The sequence below is a fragment of the Bacillus cereus group sp. MYBK195-1 genome, assembly GCF_051916605.1.
Classification (GTDB): domain Bacteria; phylum Bacillota; class Bacilli; order Bacillales; family Bacillaceae_G; genus Bacillus_A; species Bacillus_A cereus.
Genome location: NZ_JBQAGZ010000006.1, coordinates 257,188 through 276,630 on the forward strand (window position 1 = coordinate 257,188; position 19,443 = coordinate 276,630).

Genomic DNA, 19,443 nt, shown 5'->3' on the forward strand with positions numbered 1-19,443 from the left:
CTTTTATTGTATTTTTTGATAGATTTGTTCGTTCGGATTAAATTGGATATAATGCGGCATTATATCGGAAAAACGAAGAGTTTCTTTATTTCCTAAACATAGGAATCCGTTGTGACCTAAACTTTCATAAAATAGTTGCTGTACTTGGTTTTGAAGTTTACTCGTAAAGTAAATTAAAACGTTACGGCAAAGTATAATATGAAATTCGTTAAAAGATTGATCAGTTACTAAATTATGCTGTGCAAAAATAATGTTTTGTAACAGTGATGGATTAAAATAAGCAAAACGATTATCTGTTGAATAATAGTTAGAAAATGCTTGTGTACCGCCAGCTTGTAAATAGTTTTTCGTATAAGTTTGCATTTTATTTAACGGAAGGATACCTTGTTTTGCTTTTTCTAACACATTTGTATTCATATCTGTTGCGTAAATAACAGCTTTTTCACTTAATCCTTCTTCGTGAAGTAAGATGGACATGGATAATACTTCTTCACCAGTTGCGCATCCGGCGTGCCAAATTCTAATTTCAGGATACTTTTTTAATTCAGGAATGACATGCTCTCTTAGCGCTTTAAAAAAATTAGGGTTACGAAACATTTCAGTTACGTTAATGGAGAAATCATTTAATAACTGTTCTAAAAACCCTTCCTCATGAATTACTTTTTCAATTAACTTTGAAATGGTTGGAATATTAGAGATCTGCATTCTATTACAAATTCTTCTATAAATAGATGTGCGAGCATATTGGCGAAAATCGAAGCCAGATAGTTTAAATACCGCTTCCAATAGTAATTCAATTTCTAAGTTCATGCGCTTATCCATATCTACAGATGGATCAAAATTATAATACTTATTTTCCACTCCAACTAAACCTCACTTATTTTATTAACCATACACTCATTACCGAATAGAGTTGATGTAAATTTAATGGTTTACTTATATAATCTGAAGCGCCAGCAGATAAACATTTCTCTTTATCATTTGGCATTGCTTTCGCAGTTAATGCGATAATAGGTATTTCACTTAACCCTAAGTTCATTCGGATATGTTCCATCGTTTCATAACCGTCCATATTCGGCATCATAATATCCATTAAAATAAGGTCAATATTTGTATTGTTTTTTAGTATGTCTAAACACTCTATGCCGTTTTGGGCAGTAATAATGTTGGCATGCTGTTTTTTTAATGCATTTTGTAATGCAAATATATTTCGGTGATCATCATCGACAATTAAAATAGTTTTCTCTTGGAAGACGTTATTTGTTTCGGTAGTAACGATAGTTTCCTCCACAACTTCAGCAGGAATAACATCTTCTATCGTTGCTGCAACTTCTAAATTGGATACTTGTATATCAGTTAATCCATTTGGAAGGTTAGGAATATATACAGTGAAAGTACTGCCTTCTCCTACATGACTCTCTAACGTAATCCAACCACCTAACAGTCTAGCAAACTCTTTACAAATAGATAATCCTAAGCCTGTACCACCATATTTTCGAATCGTTGCACCATCTGCCTGTTGAAAGGCTTCGAAAATAAGTTGATGCTGTTCTTTAGAGATACCAATACCAGTATCTTTTACCGAAATTTTCATCCAATCATTGCTTATAGACTGCATATCATGACTCAAATTACTTATTTCTATTGAATCGAAATGTAAAGAAACGGATCCTTTTTCGGTGAATTTAAATGCATTGGATAATAAGTTTTTAATAATTTGCTCAATCCGTTTTGCATCTGTATAAAACAAATCCGGAATGGTGTCACTGTCTTTAATCGTAAATTCGACATTTTTTTGTGCAGCGATATGTAAGAAGTTTTGATGCATACTTGCTGCCATATCACTTATATTCGTTGCTTCGAAAATCACATCTAGTTTCCCAGCTTCTACTTTCGATAAATCAAGTATGTCATTAATTAAAGTAAGTAAATCTTTTCCTGATGAATGAATGACAGTTGCTAATTCAATTTCATCGTCGGATAAATGATTATCATGATTTTCTTTTAACATTTCAGATAATAGTAAAATACTATTTAACGGTGTGCGTAATTCATGAGACATATTTGCTAGAAATTCTGATTTGTATTTTGAGCTACGTAATAACTCACTTGCTTTTTCTTCTAATTCTGATTTAGTAATTTGTAAGTCAGCTGTCTTTTGCTCCGCCTCTTCCGTTCTAGACTCTAGTTGTTCATTCGTTGTTCGTAATTCTTCGGCTTGCATTTGTAGTTCTTCAGCTTGCGTTTGTAATTCTTCTGATTGAACTTGCAGCTCTTCTGTCATTGCCTGTGATTCATGTAAAAGGGTTTGAATTCGCATACGTCCCATAATGCTATGGATTGTTAAACCTAGATTATTAACGGTTTGTTGAATTAATTCTTGATGTAAGTCTGAAATCTCAGTTACACTTACTAACTCCATCACTGCGATCACTTCATCTTCAAATAAGATAGGGATGACTAGTAGGTTTTTAGGGCGTATTTCTAATAATCCGCTAGTAACATAACGAAATTCTTCTGGTATTTCTCGAAGAATAAAGCTTTGTTTTTCTAAAGCACATTGCCCAATTAAGCCTTCACCCATTTTAATGGACTGTTTTCCAACATCAGGACCTTGACCGGCGAAAGAAGCTTTTTTCACATAGTAGACAGTTTCTTCAATTTCTTCACGTACATAAAATGCACCGCAAGAAGTTTGCGTTTTTTGTATCATTCCACTAAGAATTTTGTTACCTAACATCTCAATAGAAGATACACCTTGATACATTAAAATTAATTCTGCAAGCTCAGTTTGCAACCACTCTCTTTTCGATATTTCGTCTAGTAAATGGTTCGTTGTATGAGCCAAATCTTTTATTTCATCATGGCTGTTCACATGAATTCTTTCCGTAATTTTTTCTTTAGAAGAAATGGATTTAATAACTTGAATTACATTTTTAATCGTTTTTGTAATGGAATTCGAAATATAGAGTGAAATGATAATGGAAATACAAGAAAGTAAGAACAATAAGCTGTATAACCAAATCTCTAATTTATTATTTTCAGTATCTAATTGTGCAGCTCTTTTTTTCGTTAGTTGCTCCTCTACACTACGGAAGTTAGTTAGTTGCGATTGTAATGATTGAATTTGAGTCGTGTCGATTGCTTGTACGTTATTACTATTGTGATTCGTAATGAATGGGTGAATCTCTTTATTAACCCAATTATTAATGTTTTCATTAATCTGTTTTAATTTTTCTTGCTGAGAAGGGTTATCCTCTAATAGAGCTAAAAGATTTTGATAATGTTTTTCGTAATCCTTTTCCGCAGCGTTAAGGGATTGAACGTAATTTGCATCATTAGAAGTGATAAATCCTTTCGCTTTATTTTCAATTGTTAGTAAATCTTTCTCCACTTGATTCGTTAAATTAAGAACTTTAAAATCGTGATCAATAATAAAATTACGAGATTTTTGTAAACTGGAAATCCCATTGTTTAACATAATGAAAGAAATAAGTAAGAACAAAATGATAACTAAATAACCAGCCATAATTTTGTAACGAATACTAAATTTTGCTTTCGATTTCATTAGAAATTCCTACCTTCAAGATTATTAAAAGTTTTCAATCGTAAAGAATGAAAACGTAATATATATTATATCAGTTTTCGTAAGACCAAACTAGAAATCCCCCTATTGTATTAGGGGGCTCGTTTTTCATAGAGGAAATCATTTTGAAATATAAAACTATATATGAAAAGTAACAATCGAGGGAATAGGGGATAACAAAACTTTTAAGAAGGAAAGAGTGTTCTTAAAGCTTTTTTTGCATCTATTCCTTCAAAGATAAATAATACAAGCTCTCTCTTTTTTACGGTAAGGAAAAAGGATACTAATGTGCTTAAGTTTTTAATAGAAGTAAGTGTTCCGTGTTTACTTATAAATACATTCGTTTGAAATGTTGTCATTAAAGCATAAAAATGATGAATCTGAGTTATTGTAGGTGTTTCATTATAAGAAATAGTAGTAGAGTGAATGGCGTTCATCGTAATATTCCTTTCCATATAGTAAGCATAACAATATAAACATACCCGTTTTAAAAAGTGTTAAACATATAAATAAGAAAAAATATAATTATAGTTTTTTACGTTTAGAAAAGGTTAGGAAGGGTATACATATACTACAAAGAGATTAACTGAAGATGAATTGTAAGATGTCTATGTTTAGTAGATTAGTCTATCAAAATATACTTTTACTTTAAATAAAAAGGAGCCTGGTATACATGAATGAAATGATGATTGATATTACATTTGATTTAATTTACTTGTTAAGTAGTTCACTTGTAGTGCTTTTACTATTCGCTTTTTTCGTAAATGGTTATGTTAATAAGAAGATTAGTGTATACAGAAATGAAGAAAAATAAAGATACATTATATAAAACTTTAGGAGGTTAATAGTTATGAATGTAGATAGAAAAATAGTAGGTGTCTTTAGAACAATTGATGATGCGGCACTCGTTATTAATGAATTAAATGAAAAAGGATACTCAGCAGATAACATTTCAGCTATTGCAAAGGATCAAAAGGAAATTGAACACCTTGAAGAAAAATCCGGTGAAAAAGTTAAGAATGAAACTGCACATAAAGCAGATATCTTTTCAGCAACAGGGCTTGTAGCAGGAGGAGTAGCAGGCGGACTCGGTGGTTTATTAACAGGTCTTGGTGTACTTGCCGTATCTGGACTGGGCCCAATTGTAGCAGCAGGACCTATCGCGGCAGCTATTGGGGGAGCCGGTATTGGCGGAGGAGCTGGAAGTTTAATAGGAGCATTTATCGGATTAGGAATCCCTGAAGAACATGCTAAGAAGTATGAAGAATACATTTACGATGGAAATATATTAATTTTAGTAGATGCAAAATTAGATGATAAGTTAGAAATCTATAAAATATTTGATAAGCATAATGCTTATAACTCTGATTTCTTTAAATAATATGTACGTCACATATTTAAACATAATGAATATCGTTTTTGATCTTACAACTTTGGCACGGCCGAGGAGTCGTATGACTATAAGAGAGGAAGGGCTTATAGTAAAAGATCAAGTTTAAGAGAGAAGGGGTGTCTTTTCGTGATTGTAAAAATATTAAAGGATAGTAGTAATAGTTTCCTTTGTACGGTTCAAAATAAAAATGGAGAGAAGTATGTAAAGAAATGGTTTAGTAAACAGGAAAACAATGAAGAATTAGGGCGACCAACCTTTAAAGAAGTGGAAAAGGATTGGAAAGAAAATAGAAAATCGTTTATGTATCCTAACGTAAAAGCGCTTTATTAATAATAGCCGTTTCATTCTTACAAAATTGTCACACTCCTGTAAGGTAATTCAATAGATTAGTTACTTTTTCCATGTCATAATAAAGACATAAGAAAGCTTATTCAAACTACAACTTATTAGGAGAGTGTCAGTCATGATTGTAACAACAACGTCTGGAATTCAAGGTAAAGAAATTATTGAGTATATCGATATTGTAAATGGTGAAGCTATTATGGGTGCAAATATTGTCCGCGATTTATTCGCTTCTGTTCGTGATGTTGTCGGTGGTCGTGCTGGTTCTTACGAAAGCAAACTAAAAGAAGCACGTGATATCGCAATGGATGAAATGAAAGAACTTGCAAAACAAAAAGGTGCGAACGCTATCGTTGGCGTTGACGTAGATTATGAAGTTGTTCGTGATGGAATGTTAATGGTTGCTGTAAGTGGTACAGCTGTACGTATATAAGTAAATAAAAACAGGCTCACCCCTTGAAGTTTATGCTTTGAGGGGGTTTTTATTTTTCTTTTGTTCATGACTAAAGTTAAAATAGAGAAGGGCCGATGTACTAGCTCGCTTATTTCAAATGTAGTATATTATTTCTTAAGAAAAAGTGATAAAATGGAATTTTTTATATTTAAAGAAGGTGTTAACTTTATGACAAATAATAAAATTGCTATTTGAGATATGAAGAGAATTAGTGGTATGAATAATTTTAGAAAGTGTATAGTTGATAAAAATAAACGATGGAGTATGTAAAGAGTTATATTACATAAAATTTATTATGAATGGAGGCGGTTACACTATGTTTTGGTTAGGATGTTTTTTAGGCTACATTGTAGGTTCTGTTATTACATGTGCGCTACTTTACTTTGGATATAGATCCAATGAAAATAAAAAAGCGGATATGCAAAAAGGGAAGGAGAGAAAAATCAATAAAAGAGGTGTATAGTAGGCGAAAGGTAAGGTGATAACATTGATGCAAAAATAAAGGACAGTTACATATTTTATATGATTACTATGCACTGTCCCGCTTATTCCTTTTGGATTAGGAAAAATTGTTTCCTGTCTTGCTATAAATTTCATAGGCGAAAAAACCAAATAAATAGCCTATTCCGGATCCTAAACTAATTGAAAGTAGTAAAGAATCAGGAGAAAATATGCCGACAATAATACCGATCAAACACCCTAAAAGCATTGCCATTGGTATTAAACTGTCTAATAAAATTTGAGTGTTTTTTGATTTTTTCTTACCTAATTTGCCGTGCTTATATTTATGTTCCAATCTTTTTATTACAAATACTACAATTCCCCCGACTAGTATAATAGGCCAAATTGCCGAAATGAACCACATGTTAGAAGCTCCTTTCACCTTTCAATATAATTGTACCAAAAAATTACAATTATAGACTGCTAAACGTACTATCTAGTCTATTTAAAAGGTAAATGCAAAAGACTTCTTCTTTTGCATTTAATAACTCGTCAAAAACACTTTCCGATACGATAAACTTAACTAAATCTATACAATTCAATCAAATTTACACAAGTTAGTGCTTCAAAGTGTTCTCGCAGCCCCAAAGGGACGAGGGGTATAACACTCCACACGAGGCAGTATCGTTACCTCCTATTATCAAGCATTTATTTTACCCATCTTGATAAATTTATCGCAGCATTTACATCCCTATCGTGATGGCTATTACATGAAACACAACACCACTCACGTATTTTTAAACTCCACTGTCCTTCTGGTTGAACTGAATGGTCGTATTTTACGCCGCAACATGAACAAATCTTGCTTGAAGCGAACCATTTATCAGCTTTTACATACGCAATGCCATACTTCTCGCACTTGTATGATAAACATTGAAAGAAGAAGTTTAATTTTTGAAATGAAAATGCTTTCGATAGTTTTTTGTTTTTTAACAGGTTTGAGATAGATAAGTCTTCCACAACAATCCTCATTGGTTTGGTTTTCACCAATTTAGCTGTTGCTTGATGGATATGGTTATTTCGGATATTCATAATTTTCCTAGATAACCGCAGGTGCTCAGCTTTCGCTTTTTCATATCCAGCAGATTGAATTTTCACACCTTTTTTAAATCTCCTAGACATATCTCTTTGTGCTGACTTTTTCCTTTTCAAAAGTTTTTTAACCTTGGCATCTTTGTTTATATTTCGTTCTTTCATACCATTAGAAGCTACAAAAAGCTCTTTTAAACCAACATCCACACCGATTGACTCATTGGTTAGTTCTTGTAATTCAAAGTCTTCTTGGAACCCTACACTAATCCACCAGTGACGACCATCAAAGGTAACTCTTGGATTGGATGGTTTTTTATTTCTTGGTAGTTGTTGGCTTGTTTTCACTTCTCCAATAGACTGAATGTGAACTACTTTCTTTCCTATAATCAGTCTTTCATAATTAGCATAAAATCCTTGGATTACATCTTTTTTGGATTTATAAGAAGTGTGAGAACCATTTTTGTACTTTTTGAACGAATTTTTTCTCGCCGCATCAAAATCTCTTGAAGCCTGTTTAGGAACTTGTGCATTAATGTCTTTTAACCACTCATATTTCTTTCGCTTCTTGATCTTTGTAAATCGTTTCTGTAAAGCTAACTGTGAAACAGATTTTCCAAATAGCTTATAATATCTATCACTTATTCTTTTACAATAGTTATAAGCAAATCTTGCAGCACCAGCATGGTTTCTAAGCACTTTTTCTTGTTCAGGCGTTGGAATCAGTCTAACTTTCTTCGCCAATATCATCAGAATGTAACTCCTTTAATGAAAGATTTGTTCTTCTGAATCGTAGCGTGTTCCACCAGCATTCTCCTGAGACCACTCGGATGCAAACCTGTTAATTCTGATACTTGACTAACTCGTGAAAATTTCATTATTATTCTCACCTTATTGAACCTAACATAGCACGCGTGTTCGGAACTTTCAATAAAATTTATCTTGTTCAACTAAGGGCGCAATTCCTTAGCCAGTTCTCTTATGAACTTCTCATGTTTTCACATGAGCGCAGACTATATGTTTATCTACTTAAAGATAGAGGATTTTTCCACCACCATAGGCTTGTGATGTACTCTCGTCAGTTATACGAGATAGTCGTTGAACGTTCATCTTATCCATTTTGACTTAGATGATTCGAGGCGGAAGACCCATTGTTCTAGTGTTTAGGATTTAACCTTGCACCATCTGATTGATTTTTTCTGCTTTCGCGACATTCACGCTCACTATTTCTAGCCACGTTGTAGTTCAATCAGCTTTAGGGATTGCCCGCAGTTAACCCTCACTACTAGCCAATCACTTGACTAGCAGGGCTTACTGATATATTTAATTAACTTTCGTTATAATTGGTTAAATAAATCGTAACAGTTAGTTACCCTTTCGTTTTCTCAGCAGACTGTACAACATCAACTGCCGCTTTCACATCCGCTAAGTCATACGTAGAATGGACTTTCATAAAACGTAATTGCTCATTTTCTACTAAACGAATTAAGTGACGAAACGTTTCTTGCCATTTATATGGTGACACTTCATCATTCCAATGTCGTAAATGAAATATGTTTGCGTGTACTTTTGCTTTCGTGACAATCTCGGCCCAGTTCACTTGTATTCCTGATAGAAGACCGATCGTTAAAAAATGCCCGTTTGGACGTAAGGAGAAAGCTAATTCATTTCCATCCGGTCCTCCGATAGAATCAATCGCAGCATCCGCACCAATCCCGTTTGTTAATTCCATAACAGTTTCATAAAGCGGGGCAGTGGAAGTATCAATTACATATGCAGCACCAAGGCGCAGTAATTCTTCTGTATGCTTATTATTTCTTGTAACGGCAATTAATCGGAAATTTAAAATTTGGGATAACTGCGCAAATAGATGTCCAATAGCGGACCCACAAGCATTCACTAATAAAACGTCATTACGCTGTAAGTTTAACGTTTCTGTACAAGTAACCCACGCCGTAAGGGGATTAATATACATTTGTGCCGCTGTGAAATCATCAATGGAATCAGGAATAGGGACTACAAAATCAGCTGATGTCTTCACATATTCTTGCCAAGTACCTTCCCCGCGTAAAGGTAACACTCGTTTACCGATAAGCTCTCGAGAAACAAAAGCGCCAACATTTTCTACAATACCAACACCTTCATAGCCAGGTATGTTAGGTAAAGGAATTCTATGAGCGTACGCTCCTGTGATGGGAATTAAGTCAGATGGATTAATCGGTCTAACTAGCATACGGACGAAAACTTCATTATCTTTCAGTGGTTCTATATTTTTATATTCAACTTGTAATACGTCTTTTGGATTGCCAAACTTATGAAATAGAATGCATGTTCCAAGCAAAGTAATTTGCCCCCTTAGTTTGATTGGATTTATTATAGCATTTTTAGTTTGGGTGGTTACTTTGTTAGCGATAAATAGGGTTTTTAATTTACGTATTTATCAGAATTTTATAAAATGTGTATATAACTATAAAATGGGGGGATTTCTTCATGTGTACTAGTTTGACGTTACAAACTAAAAATTTCCAACATCTTTTTGCGAGAACAATGGATTTCACATTAGATATGAATCAGGAAGTAATAATCATTCCTCGGCGTTATCAGTGGAACAATATAACTGGTGAAACTATCCGAGCGAAAAAGGCTATTGTCGGAATGGGAATTAATCATGAAGGAAGGGTCATTATGGCGGACGGAGTAAATGAAGCTGGTATGACGTGTGCCACTCTCTATTTCCCGGGATTCGCTACTTATAGTAACAGTATAGATAACCATAAAACGAATTTAGCGCCATTTGATTTTGTGGCTTGGAGCCTCACGCAATTTAATTCTGTTGAAGAGTTAAAAAAATCTGTTGATAACATTTCCCTTATAGATATACCATTACCAGTTTTAGGAATTACCCCACCGCTACATTGGATTTTAGCAGACAAATCGGGAGCGTGTATTGTACTTGAGCCGACAGCTGATGGAATAAAAGTGTATGACAATCCACTAGGAGTAATGACTAATAGTCCGGAGTTTAATTGGCATTTACAAAATTTAAGACAATATATTGGTCTTAAATCGCAGCCATTTGCGCCAACGGAGTGGGGAGATGTACCATTAAGTGCTTTTGGCCAAGGTTCAGGAACGATGGGACTTCCTGGAGATTTCACCCCGCCATCAAGATTTGTACGGGCAGCATATGGCAAACAAAACATTCAAGGTATAGAGAACGAAGAAGAGGGGATATCGGCTATTTTTCATATCTTATCAAATTGTGAGGTCCCTAAGGGGGCAGTAATAACAGAAGACGGTATATTAGATAATACCATCTATACAAGTGCAATGTGTATGGAATCTGGAACATATTATTACCATACTTACGATTGTAGACAAATTATAGCCATTCATTTATTCAATGAAAATTTAGATACAGCTGAGATTAAAACGTATCCGTTTCAGCGGAAACAAAAAATATTTTATGAAAACTGATAAAAACACCTCCATTGAATTTGCATACTTAGTATGCGAATTCGGGAGGTGTTTTTCTATTAAGCCGAAGCTTTTTTCATTCTCTCAAGTAAACTAGATAAAATATGCGTACGATACGATTCTAGTTTTTTACCTTCATAAGTACGAATACCTAATTTTTTAAGTTCTTTTACATACCAACCTTTGCTTCCGAAATACATGTGATCGCTCCCCTTCAACTTTGTTTTTATTTATCCTGATTGCATATGGAGGTACAGGAATTATAATGAAGGAAATGAATTTCGCGCGAAAATGGTTAACTTTGTTGCAAAAGACATATATACTAAAGGTAGTATACAACGAGGTGGACAAGACGTGATTATAGAGAAGCACGAAATTCAAATTGACCAAATTACTAGCGGTAAAGTGAATATCTTTACTTTCTATAGAAATAGAAAGCAAATTGATGATCATTTTTTACGATTGCAAGAACCATCGCTTACAGCAAACTACTTCTTCCATTTTCATTTTGATGCAGAGAGCTTGCATCTACTGCAGGAAGAGTTTCCAAGCGTATATCCGTACGACGGTAGTGAAACAATTCACGACTGGACGGAAAAGATGAAAGCAGAGTTGCAACATCAGATCCAAACAGGTAAATGGAATAAACGCGTACGTATCGGTAATCGCATTCTAGATGTGGTGTTTACGTGGTGTGACGAAGATATAGTAGAGTGAAAAAGAAGCGGATGACGCTTCTTTTTTTAGCGCTGGAATAAAACGAGCTTACCTGCAGTAGATGTACAGCGATGTGTTTTTTCATACAATCCTTTTTCTTGTAAGATAGATTCACCTTTTGCTTTTGCTTCTTTTTCAGTTGCCGCCTCGAATGATTCGTCTAATGCTTTTGAACCATCTTTTTCAAAGACTGTTAGAACGTATACTCCCATGAAAATTCCCTCCAATAATTAAAATCAGAATCTTATAATTATTTTGACATAAAACGCTACAATATGCAAAGAAATATATGACATTGCGTGGTAAAATAGAATGAAACTTTAATTATCGAGAATATTTTTATTCTCGATAATTATTAGTTTTCAGCGATTTTAATTGTGATAAAATGAAACTTTTGAAAGATAGAAAGGATCGTTATTTGTGAAACAAGTGAAGTTTATACATGCGGCTGATTTGCATTTGGATAGTCCTTTTAAAGGGATGGAGATGAATGTTGCGCAGTCTGTGTGGGAGAGAATGAAGCAAAGTACGTTTGAATCATTTGAGCGTATTGTTGATAAAGCGATTCAAGAGCGCGTTGATTTCGTATTACTAGCTGGGGATTTGTATGATGCGGAGACGAGAAGTTTGAGGGCGCAAGTGTTTGTGCGTGAGCAAATGAAGAGACTTTCGCAATACGATATCCCTGTTTTTATTATTCACGGCAACCACGATCATTTAGGGGGAAGCTGGGCAGCAATTGAGTTTCCAGAAAATGTTCATGTATTTACTGAGCCTTATGTAGAAGAGAAATCATTTTATAAAAATGGTGAGTTGTTAGCTTCTATTTACGGGTTCAGTTATTTGCAGCAAGCGGTAACGGATAATATGACAGCGCAGTATACGAAAATGAGTGATGCACCTTTTCATATTGGCATGCTTCACGGAAGTGTGGAAGGGGATGCAGAGCATAATCGCTATGCGCCGTTTCAAATTCGTGAGCTGAAAGAAAAGCAGTTTGATTATTGGGCTCTTGGCCATATACATAAACGTGAAATTTTATCAGAAGAGCCGTGCATGATTTATCCAGGGAACATACAAGGACGTCATCGTAAGGAAACAGGGGAAAAGGGTGCGTACCTGATTGAACTTACGAAACAAGGAACTCAATGTTCATTTTTCCATACGGCGGATGTTGTGTGGGATGAGATAGAAGTGAGTATCGATGGACTTGAAACGGTTGATGAACTTATGACGAGCGTATCAAGTGCGATAAATGAATGCCGAAGAGAAGAAGAAGGGACATTATTAACTGTCATATTTACAGGACAAGGCCCACTTTCTCCTTATTTACGTGATGAAAAACGTGTGGAAGAGATTTTTCATATTTTAGCAGCTGGCGAAGAGCGAAAAGACTTTGTATATGCGATGAAGTGGAAAAATGAGACGGTTTCTTTTGCGGAAATCGAACGTTTGAAAGCGGAAAATCATTTCGTCGGTAGTGTGCTAAAGGAGTTAGAAGCTTTCACTAATATGGACGGAGTATTGCGCACTATTTGGACATCTCCTGTAGCGCGTAATAGTATTGAATCTTTTACAGAAGAAGAGAAGGAAGAGATTCAAAAGGAAGCAGAAAATATTATTTTAGAACAATTATTCCAGCAAGAGAGGGATAAAAAATGAGAATTGAAAAACTCCATATTTATGGGTACGGAAAATTAGAAAATGTGGAAATGGATCTTTCCTTGCTGACAGTGTTATACGGTGAAAATGAAGCGGGGAAATCGACAATTCGCTCATTTATGAAAAGTATTTTATTCGGTTTTCCGACGAGAGGACAGCGCCGTTATGAGCCGAAAGAAGGCGGGAAATATGGCGGTGCGATCACTGTGCAAACAGAGCAGTACGGTCGTTTGAAAATTGAGCGATTGCCAAAGACGGCAGCTGGCGAGGTGATCGTTTATTTTGAAGACGGGAAAACGGGCGGAGAAGAAATTTTAAACGATATATTAAGCGGGATGAATGAAAGTTTATTTGAATCTGTCTTTTCATTTGATATGCATGGCCTTCAAAACATTCATCAGCTCGGCGAAGCGGATATTGGCAATTATTTATTTTCGGCAAGTGCAGTCGGAAGTGATGCGCTATTGCAGTTAGATAAAAAGCTAGAAAAAGAAATGGACCAGCGCTTCAAGCCGAGTGGTCGTAAACCAGAAATTAACGTATCATTGCAAGAGATGAAGAAGCTGGAAGAGAAGATGAAAGAGTGGCAAGGGAAAATTGGCACGTATGAAAAGCAAGTGGAGCAGTTAAAAGAAAGTGAAGAGAAACTTGCTTCTGTTCGCGTGGAAAAAGAGAGTGCAGAAAAGCGGAAGCAAGATTATGAAATATTAGCAGCGCTTGAGCCTCTCGTTATTGAAAAGCGTGCGCACGAGAAAGTGTTAGAGAACGAGAGCGGGCAGTTTCCTGTAAACGGAATGGCGCGTTATGAAGCAATTAAGGCGAAAATGGAGCCGCTTCAATTACAAGTTGATTCGCTCCACAAGAAAATTGAGACAGTGCAATCGGAAATTGCCTCGATTCAAATAGATGAAGAGTTTTTACAAAAAGAAAGTTATGTAGAAGAACTTCGTATGCAGCATATGTCTTACGAAAATGCACGCCAAGAAATGCGTGATTTGACAGGAAGTATTACGAATATAAAAGAAGAACTGGCAGAACTAGAGCAACAAATTGGTGCTACTTTTGAAAAGGAAACAGTTCTGTCGTTTGATATGAGTTTGGCAACGAAAGAGTTAATTGCGCAAACAGTGCAAAAGGCGCGTGAATTAGAAACGCAAAAAGCACAGCTTGATGATCGTTTTAAAGTAGCGCAGGAGCAATTAGAAGAACAAGAAGAGAATATAAGACAGATTAAGAAACAAATGTTAGTGGATGAAGAGAGAAATGCGTTAGTTGAGAAAGAGAAATCGTTCCAAGATGCGGCGTTTATCGGTATGGGCGCAGAGAGAATGAAGCGCAAGTATGAGGAAAAAGCAGGAGCAGCTAAGCAAAAGAAAAAGCAGTGGCAAAGAGTTTGTCTTCTGTTACTCCTTATTAACACAGGCATTTTATTCACAAGCTTATTTATAGACAATCGACCGCTCTTATTTATTAGTGTCATTGTTTTTATAGGGATTGTTCTCGCCCTTGTTTTATATAAAGATCCATCAAGTGGATTACAAGAAGAGCTCCTTACACTTCAGCAAAGTGCTGGCGGGAGACAAAGTGAAGAAGCGATGTCTGTTCGTTATCAGTTAGAAAAAGATGAAGAGATTCGGAAGTTATTTGAGCGCGAGTCTTATAAGTTACAGCAGTTGGAACGAGCGTATGATAAAGTCGTTTCATCGTATGAGGAATGGGAGAGAGAAACGTTCCAGGCGGGAGAACAAGTCGATGCATATAAAACGCGCTATATGTTTCCTGAATTTTATACGTATGCACACATATTGCCGGCGTTTGAGCGTATTGAAAAAATGCAGCAATTATATCGGGAGTTAGAGAAGCAAGGTACGCGAAAATCTTCATTATATGAAATGATTTCGCAATTTGAACATAAACTAGAAACTGTTATCGGTAGTGCGGAGTATAGTAAGCTACACGAGGCACAAAGCCGTATGCAAAATGAGAAAGAGAAGCGCCAAGCTTGTAAGCAGTTAAAAGAAAAACTGGCGGAATGGCAAGAAGAATATGAGTTTATGCAAGAACAATTAAAGCAATTACTAATAGAACGAGATGGTTTATGGCATATTGCAGAGTCTACAGATGAAGAGATGTTTTTAGAAGCTGGTAAACTGGCGGAAAAACGTGAGGATGCAGAGAAACAAGTGGGGCGTTTATTACCGCAAATTGATTTGTTGGAACAGCGTTTAACGAGTTTATCATTAGCTGAACATTATGAAGCTGACGGTTATGAAGGAAAATTAAAGCAAGAAATTACAACTGTCCAAAACTGTCTTACGAAAGAGAAAGAACTGACAGAGCGTATTGCGAAACATCGTATGGAAATTGCGAATTTAGAAGAAGGTAGTACGTACGGCGATTTAATGCATGAATGGGAAATGAAAAAAGCGCAAGTGCGTGAACAAGTGAAGAAGTGGGCTGCTTATGCGGCCGCAAAGACAGTGTTAACGAAAACGAAGCACTATTATCATGAAGTTCATCTTCCTCGTATTTTACAAAAATCAGAAGAGTATTTCGTCTATTTAACAGGCGGACGCTATAGTAAAATCTTTTCACCGTCAGAGGCAGAACCGTTTATCGTTGAACGTAACGATGGTATGCGTTTTTACAGTCATGAACTAAGCCAAGCGACAGCGGAGCAGTTATACTTATCGCTGAGATTTGCACTCGCGAAAACATTCGAACATGATTATCCATTTATTATTGATGATAGTTTCGTGCATTTTGATGCGGTAAGGACGAATCGAACGATTGAACTTATAAAGGAAATTGCAAAGGATAGACAAGTCATATTCTTTACATGTCATGCGCATTTACTCGCGTATTTTACAGAAAAACAGATTATAAAATTAACACATATGCGTAAAGAAAATGAGTTGTAGTGTGCTATACTAAAAGTAACTGATTTGGTGGAGGAATTCGAATGAAAAAGAAAATTGCAGAATATGAAGTTGGTGAACAAGTCGATATTTTCTTGTTAATTAAAACAGCGACAAAAGGTATCGCAAGCAATGGAAAGCCATTTTTAACAGTAATCTTACAAGATCCAAGTGGAGATATTGAAGCGAAATTGTGGGACGTATCACCAGAAGTTGAGAAACAATATGTAGCGGAAACAATCGTGAAAGTAGCTGGTGATATTTTAAACTACAAAGGACGTATTCAATTACGTGTGAAACAAATTCGTGTTGCGAATGAAAATGAAGTAACAGATATCTCAGACTTCGTAGAAAAAGCACCAGTGAAAAAAGAAGATATGGTTGAGAAAATTACGCAATACATATTTGAAATGAGAAACCCGAACATTCAGCGTCTAACAAGACATTTACTAAATAAGCATCAAAACGAATTTTTAGACTATCCAGCAGCGACAAAGAACCATCACGAGTTCGTATCTGGACTAGCTTATCACGTCGTATCAATGCTTGATTTAGCGAAAGCTATCTCAAATCTATACCCATCGTTAGATAAAGACTTACTATATGCAGGCGTTATTTTACATGACCTTGGTAAAGTAATCGAACTATCTGGCCCAATTTCTACAACGTATACGTTAGAAGGAAATTTACTAGGCCACATTTCTATTATGGTGAACGAAATTGGGAAAGCAGCAGACGAGCTGAAAATTGATGCAGAAGAAGTATTAATTCTTCAACACATCGTCCTTTCTCACCACGGAAAAGCAGAATGGGGTAGTCCAAAACCACCATTAGTAAAAGAAGCAGAAATTCTGCACTACATCGATAACTTAGATGCAAAAATGAACATGATGGACCGCGCATTAGGACGCACAAAACCAGGCGAATACACAGAGCGTGTCTTCGCACTTGATAATCGTTCGTTCTATAAGCCGACGTTCCATAATTAATAATGTGAATCAAATGGCCTCATTAAGTGGTAATAAGCTTAGTGGGGCTGTTGTATAATGATAATAAAGTTATTGAATTTTGATTATTAAAAAGCTAAGAGCCTTACTACATTCTACGTAGCAAGGCTCTTTAAAGTTGTTTCAAATTACATCCATCTGTCCGTTTAAGTGTAACTATTCGTAATTATTTGATATTATACAGGTGAATAGAAAGATACATTAAAATTTAGTTTCGTAGTTGTAAAAGGAGGTTATTTATCGAACATTAACGGGCAGTAAAACTCCCACCTCAAAATTTGGCTGGAGCAAAGAAGTTAGGTGGGGGTCGGGCTGCCCGTAAACGTCCGATTGGTGAGGGCTGATTATAGGTTCACTTTATATTGTTCTCTTATAATTTTCCAAAAAGGAGAGTTTATGAAAAAGATTATTGTTTTTGTATTAACGATATTTATATTATTCTCAGGATTCGCAACACAAAGTTATGCGTTGTCAGATTCGCAATCTGCGGCAATACAAGCGTTGCTAGATGATGCCTGTCGTATATCAGGTGTGCCGGGAATGTCAATCTCAATAATTGCTGATGATGAAGTGTTCTACTTTTCTTCAGGGTATGCAGACCGTGAAAAGGGGTTATCTGCAAGTGAAAATACACTCTATGAGTTAGCCTCGGTCAGTAAAGCTTTTACCGGTATGGGTATTATGCTATTGGAAGAGCAAGGGCTGCTTTCAATGACTGACTCTGTCCAAAAATATTTACCTTGGTTTACATTAAAATATCAAGGGAAACCTGTTGATATGCAAAGTCTTACACTAAATAACTTTCTTCACCATACCAGTGGTCTAACAAATATTAGGCATCTTCAAAATATTCCACAAGGCAATACACCGGATATGTTGCAAAAGACTGTGGAAATGCTCGTGGATGCTGAATTGGCGTTCCCTCCCGGTGAACAGTATAACTATGGAACCGTTAATTATGACGTATTGGGTTTGGTTATTGAGATTGTGTCGCGACAGAGCTATGAAGACTTTATGAAGGAACAGGTATTTCAGCCGTTAGGTCTTCACCAGACGTATGTTTATAAAGAAGCTGCTCAAGCCACTGGACAGTTGGCACAGGGCTACCGTTCTTCCTTTTTTATGACAACTCCATTTAAAGCTCCGGATTATGCTGGGAATAAACCCGCAGGCTACATCATTTCTAATACAAAAGATATGGCTCGTTGGCTGGGCATACAGATGGGTATCGTGCAGGACATACCCGAAATATTTCACACGGTTATCGAAAAATCACATAGGGGTGATATGTCTGTTTCGGCTGTCAACGGTATGTATTATGCGGCAGGTTGGTCCGTAAATGCCGAACAAACGATTATAGAACACACTGGGGGCAATCCAAATTTCAGAACCGAAGTAGTCATACTGCCAAATGAACGAACAGCCGTCTCCTTGCTGAGCAACGGCACAAATACCAATACAAACATGGTACTAAAAGTTAAAGATATATTAGAAGGCAATCTAACTCAGTCATATGAAATAAGCGGCACACAGCTTTTGGATATCATTTTGTCGTCTATCACAATTATTTTTTGCCTATTGGCCGTTTTGCTATTTCTCTTAGGATTACGCAGAAGGAGAACGAATGAGCGACAGCCAATGACAAAAAAGAGAATAACCGTAACAGTTATTTTCCTGATCGCTACGATTGCTCTGGGTATACTGTGCTGCGCTTTCGATTGGTCAACAATACTTATGTGGCAAACATATAGTGTTCTTACAGCTTTGATTTCGTCAGCATTATTAACAGCAAGCATTACATGGTTTGTATGCACTCACCGATAAAATACCTCGCTCCTAAGATAAGCATAATGTTAAGTCATTAAAGTCCGATTGGTGAGGGCTGATAATCAGTGGGGGGGGGAAGAAAACCCCCACTGATTAAAGTTTCACCTTATTAAAAATGAAATAAAATAGTTAAGAAGTACGCATGGGTGTAACGAAGAACTAATAAAACATATCTTGCCACTAGAATGGGGGCATATCAACTTTTAAATTGAGTACCGCCAGCATTTCAGAAAAAATATGTTAAGCAAAAAATACAATAAGCTGTCCATATGGGCAGCTTATTTACATAATTCTCGATATTGGAAGTTGATTAATATCAGTTCATTTGTTTTTCGAAAGGAGTTATTTTGTTCGTTCAAAGATAATATCAAAGTAATTCGCGTACCCCATAGTTGGTGGCGCAAATAGTTGATTTTATAGGGGGAAAACCTGTAACTAAAGCCTAACATAGGTGTTTTTGTTTAAATTTTGCTTAATTCTCACTAGTAATTAACTAAAAATTTAGAAATCGTTATATAATGAATTTAATT

Annotated in this window: 20 protein-coding genes; 11 read left to right on the forward strand and 9 right to left on the reverse strand. The window is 35.8% G+C overall.

Going from position 1 to position 19,443, the window contains the following annotated elements; genetic code table 11:
• Positions 1–3: 3 nt before the first annotated feature.
• From ACTFRY_RS23015 to ACTFRY_RS23025, 3 genes are all read right to left on the reverse strand, one after another.
• The gene (locus ACTFRY_RS23015; protein ID WP_000429024.1) at positions 4–861 is read right to left on the reverse strand and encodes a CheR family methyltransferase; all 858 of its coding nucleotides are present in this window, start codon (positions 859–861) and stop codon (positions 4–6) included.
• Between the two features lie 16 nt (positions 862–877).
• On the reverse strand, positions 878–3,568 hold the full coding sequence (locus ACTFRY_RS23020; protein WP_098616918.1) for an ATP-binding protein: 2,691 nt from the start codon (positions 3,566–3,568) through the stop codon (positions 878–880).
• Between the two features lie 203 nt (positions 3,569–3,771).
• Entirely contained in the window at positions 3,772–4,023 is a 252-nt protein-coding gene (locus ACTFRY_RS23025; protein ID WP_000991358.1) for a hypothetical protein, read from the reverse strand.
• Positions 4,024–4,259: 236 nt separating this feature from the next.
• On the opposite strand from ACTFRY_RS23025, the gene ACTFRY_RS23030 reads away from it, so the two are divergent.
• The 5 genes from ACTFRY_RS23030 to ACTFRY_RS23050 all read left to right on the forward strand — a co-directional run bounded on the left by ACTFRY_RS23030 (position 4,260) and on the right by ACTFRY_RS23050 (position 6,238).
• A complete protein-coding gene (locus tag ACTFRY_RS23030; RefSeq protein WP_001004567.1) occupies positions 4,260–4,400 on the forward strand; it encodes a hypothetical protein in 141 nt (46 codons plus the stop codon).
• Positions 4,401–4,436: 36 nt separating this feature from the next.
• On the forward strand, positions 4,437–4,967 hold the full coding sequence (locus tag ACTFRY_RS23035) for a general stress protein (RefSeq protein WP_001100096.1): 531 nt from the start codon (positions 4,437–4,439) through the stop codon (positions 4,965–4,967).
• A gap of 138 nt (positions 4,968–5,105) precedes the next feature.
• Complete coding sequence (locus ACTFRY_RS23040; protein ID WP_000635857.1) at positions 5,106–5,309, forward strand: DUF4028 family protein; 204 nt, start codon at positions 5,106–5,108, stop codon at positions 5,307–5,309.
• A 133-nt stretch (positions 5,310–5,442) separates the two neighbouring features.
• Positions 5,443–5,754 (forward strand): YbjQ family protein, encoded by a 312-nt coding sequence (locus ACTFRY_RS23045; RefSeq protein ID WP_000637511.1) that lies wholly within the window; start codon positions 5,443–5,445, stop codon positions 5,752–5,754.
• A gap of 337 nt (positions 5,755–6,091) precedes the next feature.
• Positions 6,092–6,238 carry a hypothetical protein gene (locus ACTFRY_RS23050; protein ID WP_000498633.1) on the forward strand — a complete coding sequence of 49 codons (147 nt, stop codon included), beginning with the start codon at positions 6,092–6,094 and terminating at the stop codon, positions 6,236–6,238.
• Between the two features lie 96 nt (positions 6,239–6,334).
• Here the strand turns inward: ACTFRY_RS23050 and ACTFRY_RS23055 are convergent, their stop codons facing one another.
• From ACTFRY_RS23055 to ACTFRY_RS23070, 4 genes are all read right to left on the reverse strand, one after another.
• Positions 6,335–6,640: a hypothetical protein gene (locus tag ACTFRY_RS23055; RefSeq protein WP_016117357.1), complete on the reverse strand. Its 306-nt coding sequence runs from the start codon at positions 6,638–6,640 to the stop codon at positions 6,335–6,337.
• 284 nt (positions 6,641–6,924) lie between these two features.
• Positions 6,925–8,055, reverse strand: coding sequence for an RNA-guided endonuclease InsQ/TnpB family protein (locus tag ACTFRY_RS23060; protein ID WP_098542370.1), 1,131 nt, complete (start codon positions 8,053–8,055; stop codon positions 6,925–6,927).
• Positions 8,055–8,183 carry a hypothetical protein gene (locus ACTFRY_RS23065; protein WP_000672782.1) on the reverse strand — a complete coding sequence of 43 codons (129 nt, stop codon included), beginning with the start codon at positions 8,181–8,183 and terminating at the stop codon, positions 8,055–8,057. Before ACTFRY_RS23065 ends, ACTFRY_RS23060 begins: the two co-directional genes overlap by 1 nt.
• Positions 8,184–8,674: 491 nt before the next feature.
• On the reverse strand, positions 8,675–9,646 hold the full coding sequence (locus ACTFRY_RS23070; protein ID WP_098616917.1) for a zinc-dependent alcohol dehydrogenase family protein: 972 nt from the start codon (positions 9,644–9,646) through the stop codon (positions 8,675–8,677).
• A 149-nt stretch (positions 9,647–9,795) separates the two neighbouring features.
• Here ACTFRY_RS23070 and bsh point away from each other — a divergent pair, with 149 nt between their 5' ends.
• Positions 9,796–10,782 (forward strand): choloylglycine hydrolase, encoded by a 987-nt coding sequence (gene bsh, locus ACTFRY_RS23075; protein ID WP_098616916.1) that lies wholly within the window; start codon positions 9,796–9,798, stop codon positions 10,780–10,782.
• A gap of 59 nt (positions 10,783–10,841) precedes the next feature.
• Here the strand turns inward: bsh and ACTFRY_RS23080 are convergent, their stop codons facing one another.
• Positions 10,842–10,982 (reverse strand): YflJ family protein, encoded by a 141-nt coding sequence (locus ACTFRY_RS23080; protein WP_000273535.1) that lies wholly within the window; start codon positions 10,980–10,982, stop codon positions 10,842–10,844.
• A 154-nt stretch (positions 10,983–11,136) separates the two neighbouring features.
• Here ACTFRY_RS23080 and ACTFRY_RS23085 point away from each other — a divergent pair, with 154 nt between their 5' ends.
• Positions 11,137–11,499, forward strand: a complete 363-nt coding sequence (locus ACTFRY_RS23085; RefSeq protein ID WP_029437729.1) for a hypothetical protein — start codon at positions 11,137–11,139, stop codon at positions 11,497–11,499.
• Positions 11,500–11,525: 26 nt separating this feature from the next.
• On the opposite strand, the gene ACTFRY_RS23090 is transcribed toward ACTFRY_RS23085, so the two are convergent.
• Positions 11,526–11,711 (reverse strand): YhzD family protein, encoded by a 186-nt coding sequence (locus ACTFRY_RS23090; protein WP_000539552.1) that lies wholly within the window; start codon positions 11,709–11,711, stop codon positions 11,526–11,528.
• Between the two features lie 208 nt (positions 11,712–11,919).
• Between ACTFRY_RS23090 and ACTFRY_RS23095 the strand changes: the two genes are divergently transcribed.
• The 4 genes from ACTFRY_RS23095 (at position 11,920) to ACTFRY_RS23110 (ending at position 18,910) form a co-directional block, all read left to right on the forward strand.
• Positions 11,920–13,161, forward strand: a complete 1,242-nt coding sequence (locus ACTFRY_RS23095) for a metallophosphoesterase family protein (protein ID WP_098616915.1) — start codon at positions 11,920–11,922, stop codon at positions 13,159–13,161.
• Positions 13,158–16,082 (forward strand): ATP-binding protein, encoded by a 2,925-nt coding sequence (locus tag ACTFRY_RS23100; protein WP_098616914.1) that lies wholly within the window; start codon positions 13,158–13,160, stop codon positions 16,080–16,082. Before ACTFRY_RS23095 ends, ACTFRY_RS23100 begins: the two co-directional genes overlap by 4 nt.
• A 41-nt stretch (positions 16,083–16,123) precedes the next feature.
• On the forward strand, positions 16,124–17,068 hold the full coding sequence (gene yhaM, locus ACTFRY_RS23105; protein WP_098596045.1) for a 3'-5' exoribonuclease YhaM: 945 nt from the start codon (positions 16,124–16,126) through the stop codon (positions 17,066–17,068).
• Between the two features lie 414 nt (positions 17,069–17,482).
• Positions 17,483–18,910, forward strand: coding sequence for a serine hydrolase domain-containing protein (locus ACTFRY_RS23110; RefSeq protein ID WP_098616913.1), 1,428 nt, complete (start codon positions 17,483–17,485; stop codon positions 18,908–18,910).
• The last annotated feature ends 533 nt before the right edge of the window (positions 18,911–19,443 follow it).

What these genes read in the sequence shown, in the direction of transcription:
- bsh (WP_098616916.1), top strand. Translation starts at nt 9,796, where the DNA reads ATGTGTACTAGTTTGACGTTACAAACTAAAAATTTCCAACATCTTTTT.
- ACTFRY_RS23025 (WP_000991358.1), bottom strand. Translation starts at nt 4,023, where the DNA reads ATGAACGCCATTCACTCTACTACTATTTCTTATAATGAAACACCTACA.
- yhaM (WP_098596045.1), top strand. Translation starts at nt 16,124, where the DNA reads ATGAAAAAGAAAATTGCAGAATATGAAGTTGGTGAACAAGTCGATATT.
- ACTFRY_RS23080 (WP_000273535.1), bottom strand. Translation starts at nt 10,982, where the DNA reads ATGTATTTCGGAAGCAAAGGTTGGTATGTAAAAGAACTTAAAAAATTA.
- ACTFRY_RS23055 (WP_016117357.1), bottom strand. Translation starts at nt 6,640, where the DNA reads ATGTGGTTCATTTCGGCAATTTGGCCTATTATACTAGTCGGGGGAATT.
- ACTFRY_RS23050 (WP_000498633.1), top strand. Translation starts at nt 6,092, where the DNA reads ATGTTTTGGTTAGGATGTTTTTTAGGCTACATTGTAGGTTCTGTTATT.
- ACTFRY_RS23035 (WP_001100096.1), top strand. Translation starts at nt 4,437, where the DNA reads ATGAATGTAGATAGAAAAATAGTAGGTGTCTTTAGAACAATTGATGAT.
- ACTFRY_RS23020 (WP_098616918.1), bottom strand. Translation starts at nt 3,568, where the DNA reads ATGAAATCGAAAGCAAAATTTAGTATTCGTTACAAAATTATGGCTGGT.
- ACTFRY_RS23065 (WP_000672782.1), bottom strand. Translation starts at nt 8,183, where the DNA reads ATGAAATTTTCACGAGTTAGTCAAGTATCAGAATTAACAGGTTTGCAT.
- ACTFRY_RS23030 (WP_001004567.1), top strand. Translation starts at nt 4,260, where the DNA reads ATGAATGAAATGATGATTGATATTACATTTGATTTAATTTACTTGTTA.
- ACTFRY_RS23110 (WP_098616913.1), top strand. Translation starts at nt 17,483, where the DNA reads ATGAAAAAGATTATTGTTTTTGTATTAACGATATTTATATTATTCTCA.
- ACTFRY_RS23045 (WP_000637511.1), top strand. Translation starts at nt 5,443, where the DNA reads ATGATTGTAACAACAACGTCTGGAATTCAAGGTAAAGAAATTATTGAG.
- ACTFRY_RS23090 (WP_000539552.1), bottom strand. Translation starts at nt 11,711, where the DNA reads ATGGGAGTATACGTTCTAACAGTCTTTGAAAAAGATGGTTCAAAAGCA.
- ACTFRY_RS23060 (WP_098542370.1), bottom strand. Translation starts at nt 8,055, where the DNA reads ATGATATTGGCGAAGAAAGTTAGACTGATTCCAACGCCTGAACAAGAA.
- ACTFRY_RS23100 (WP_098616914.1), top strand. Translation starts at nt 13,158, where the DNA reads ATGAGAATTGAAAAACTCCATATTTATGGGTACGGAAAATTAGAAAAT.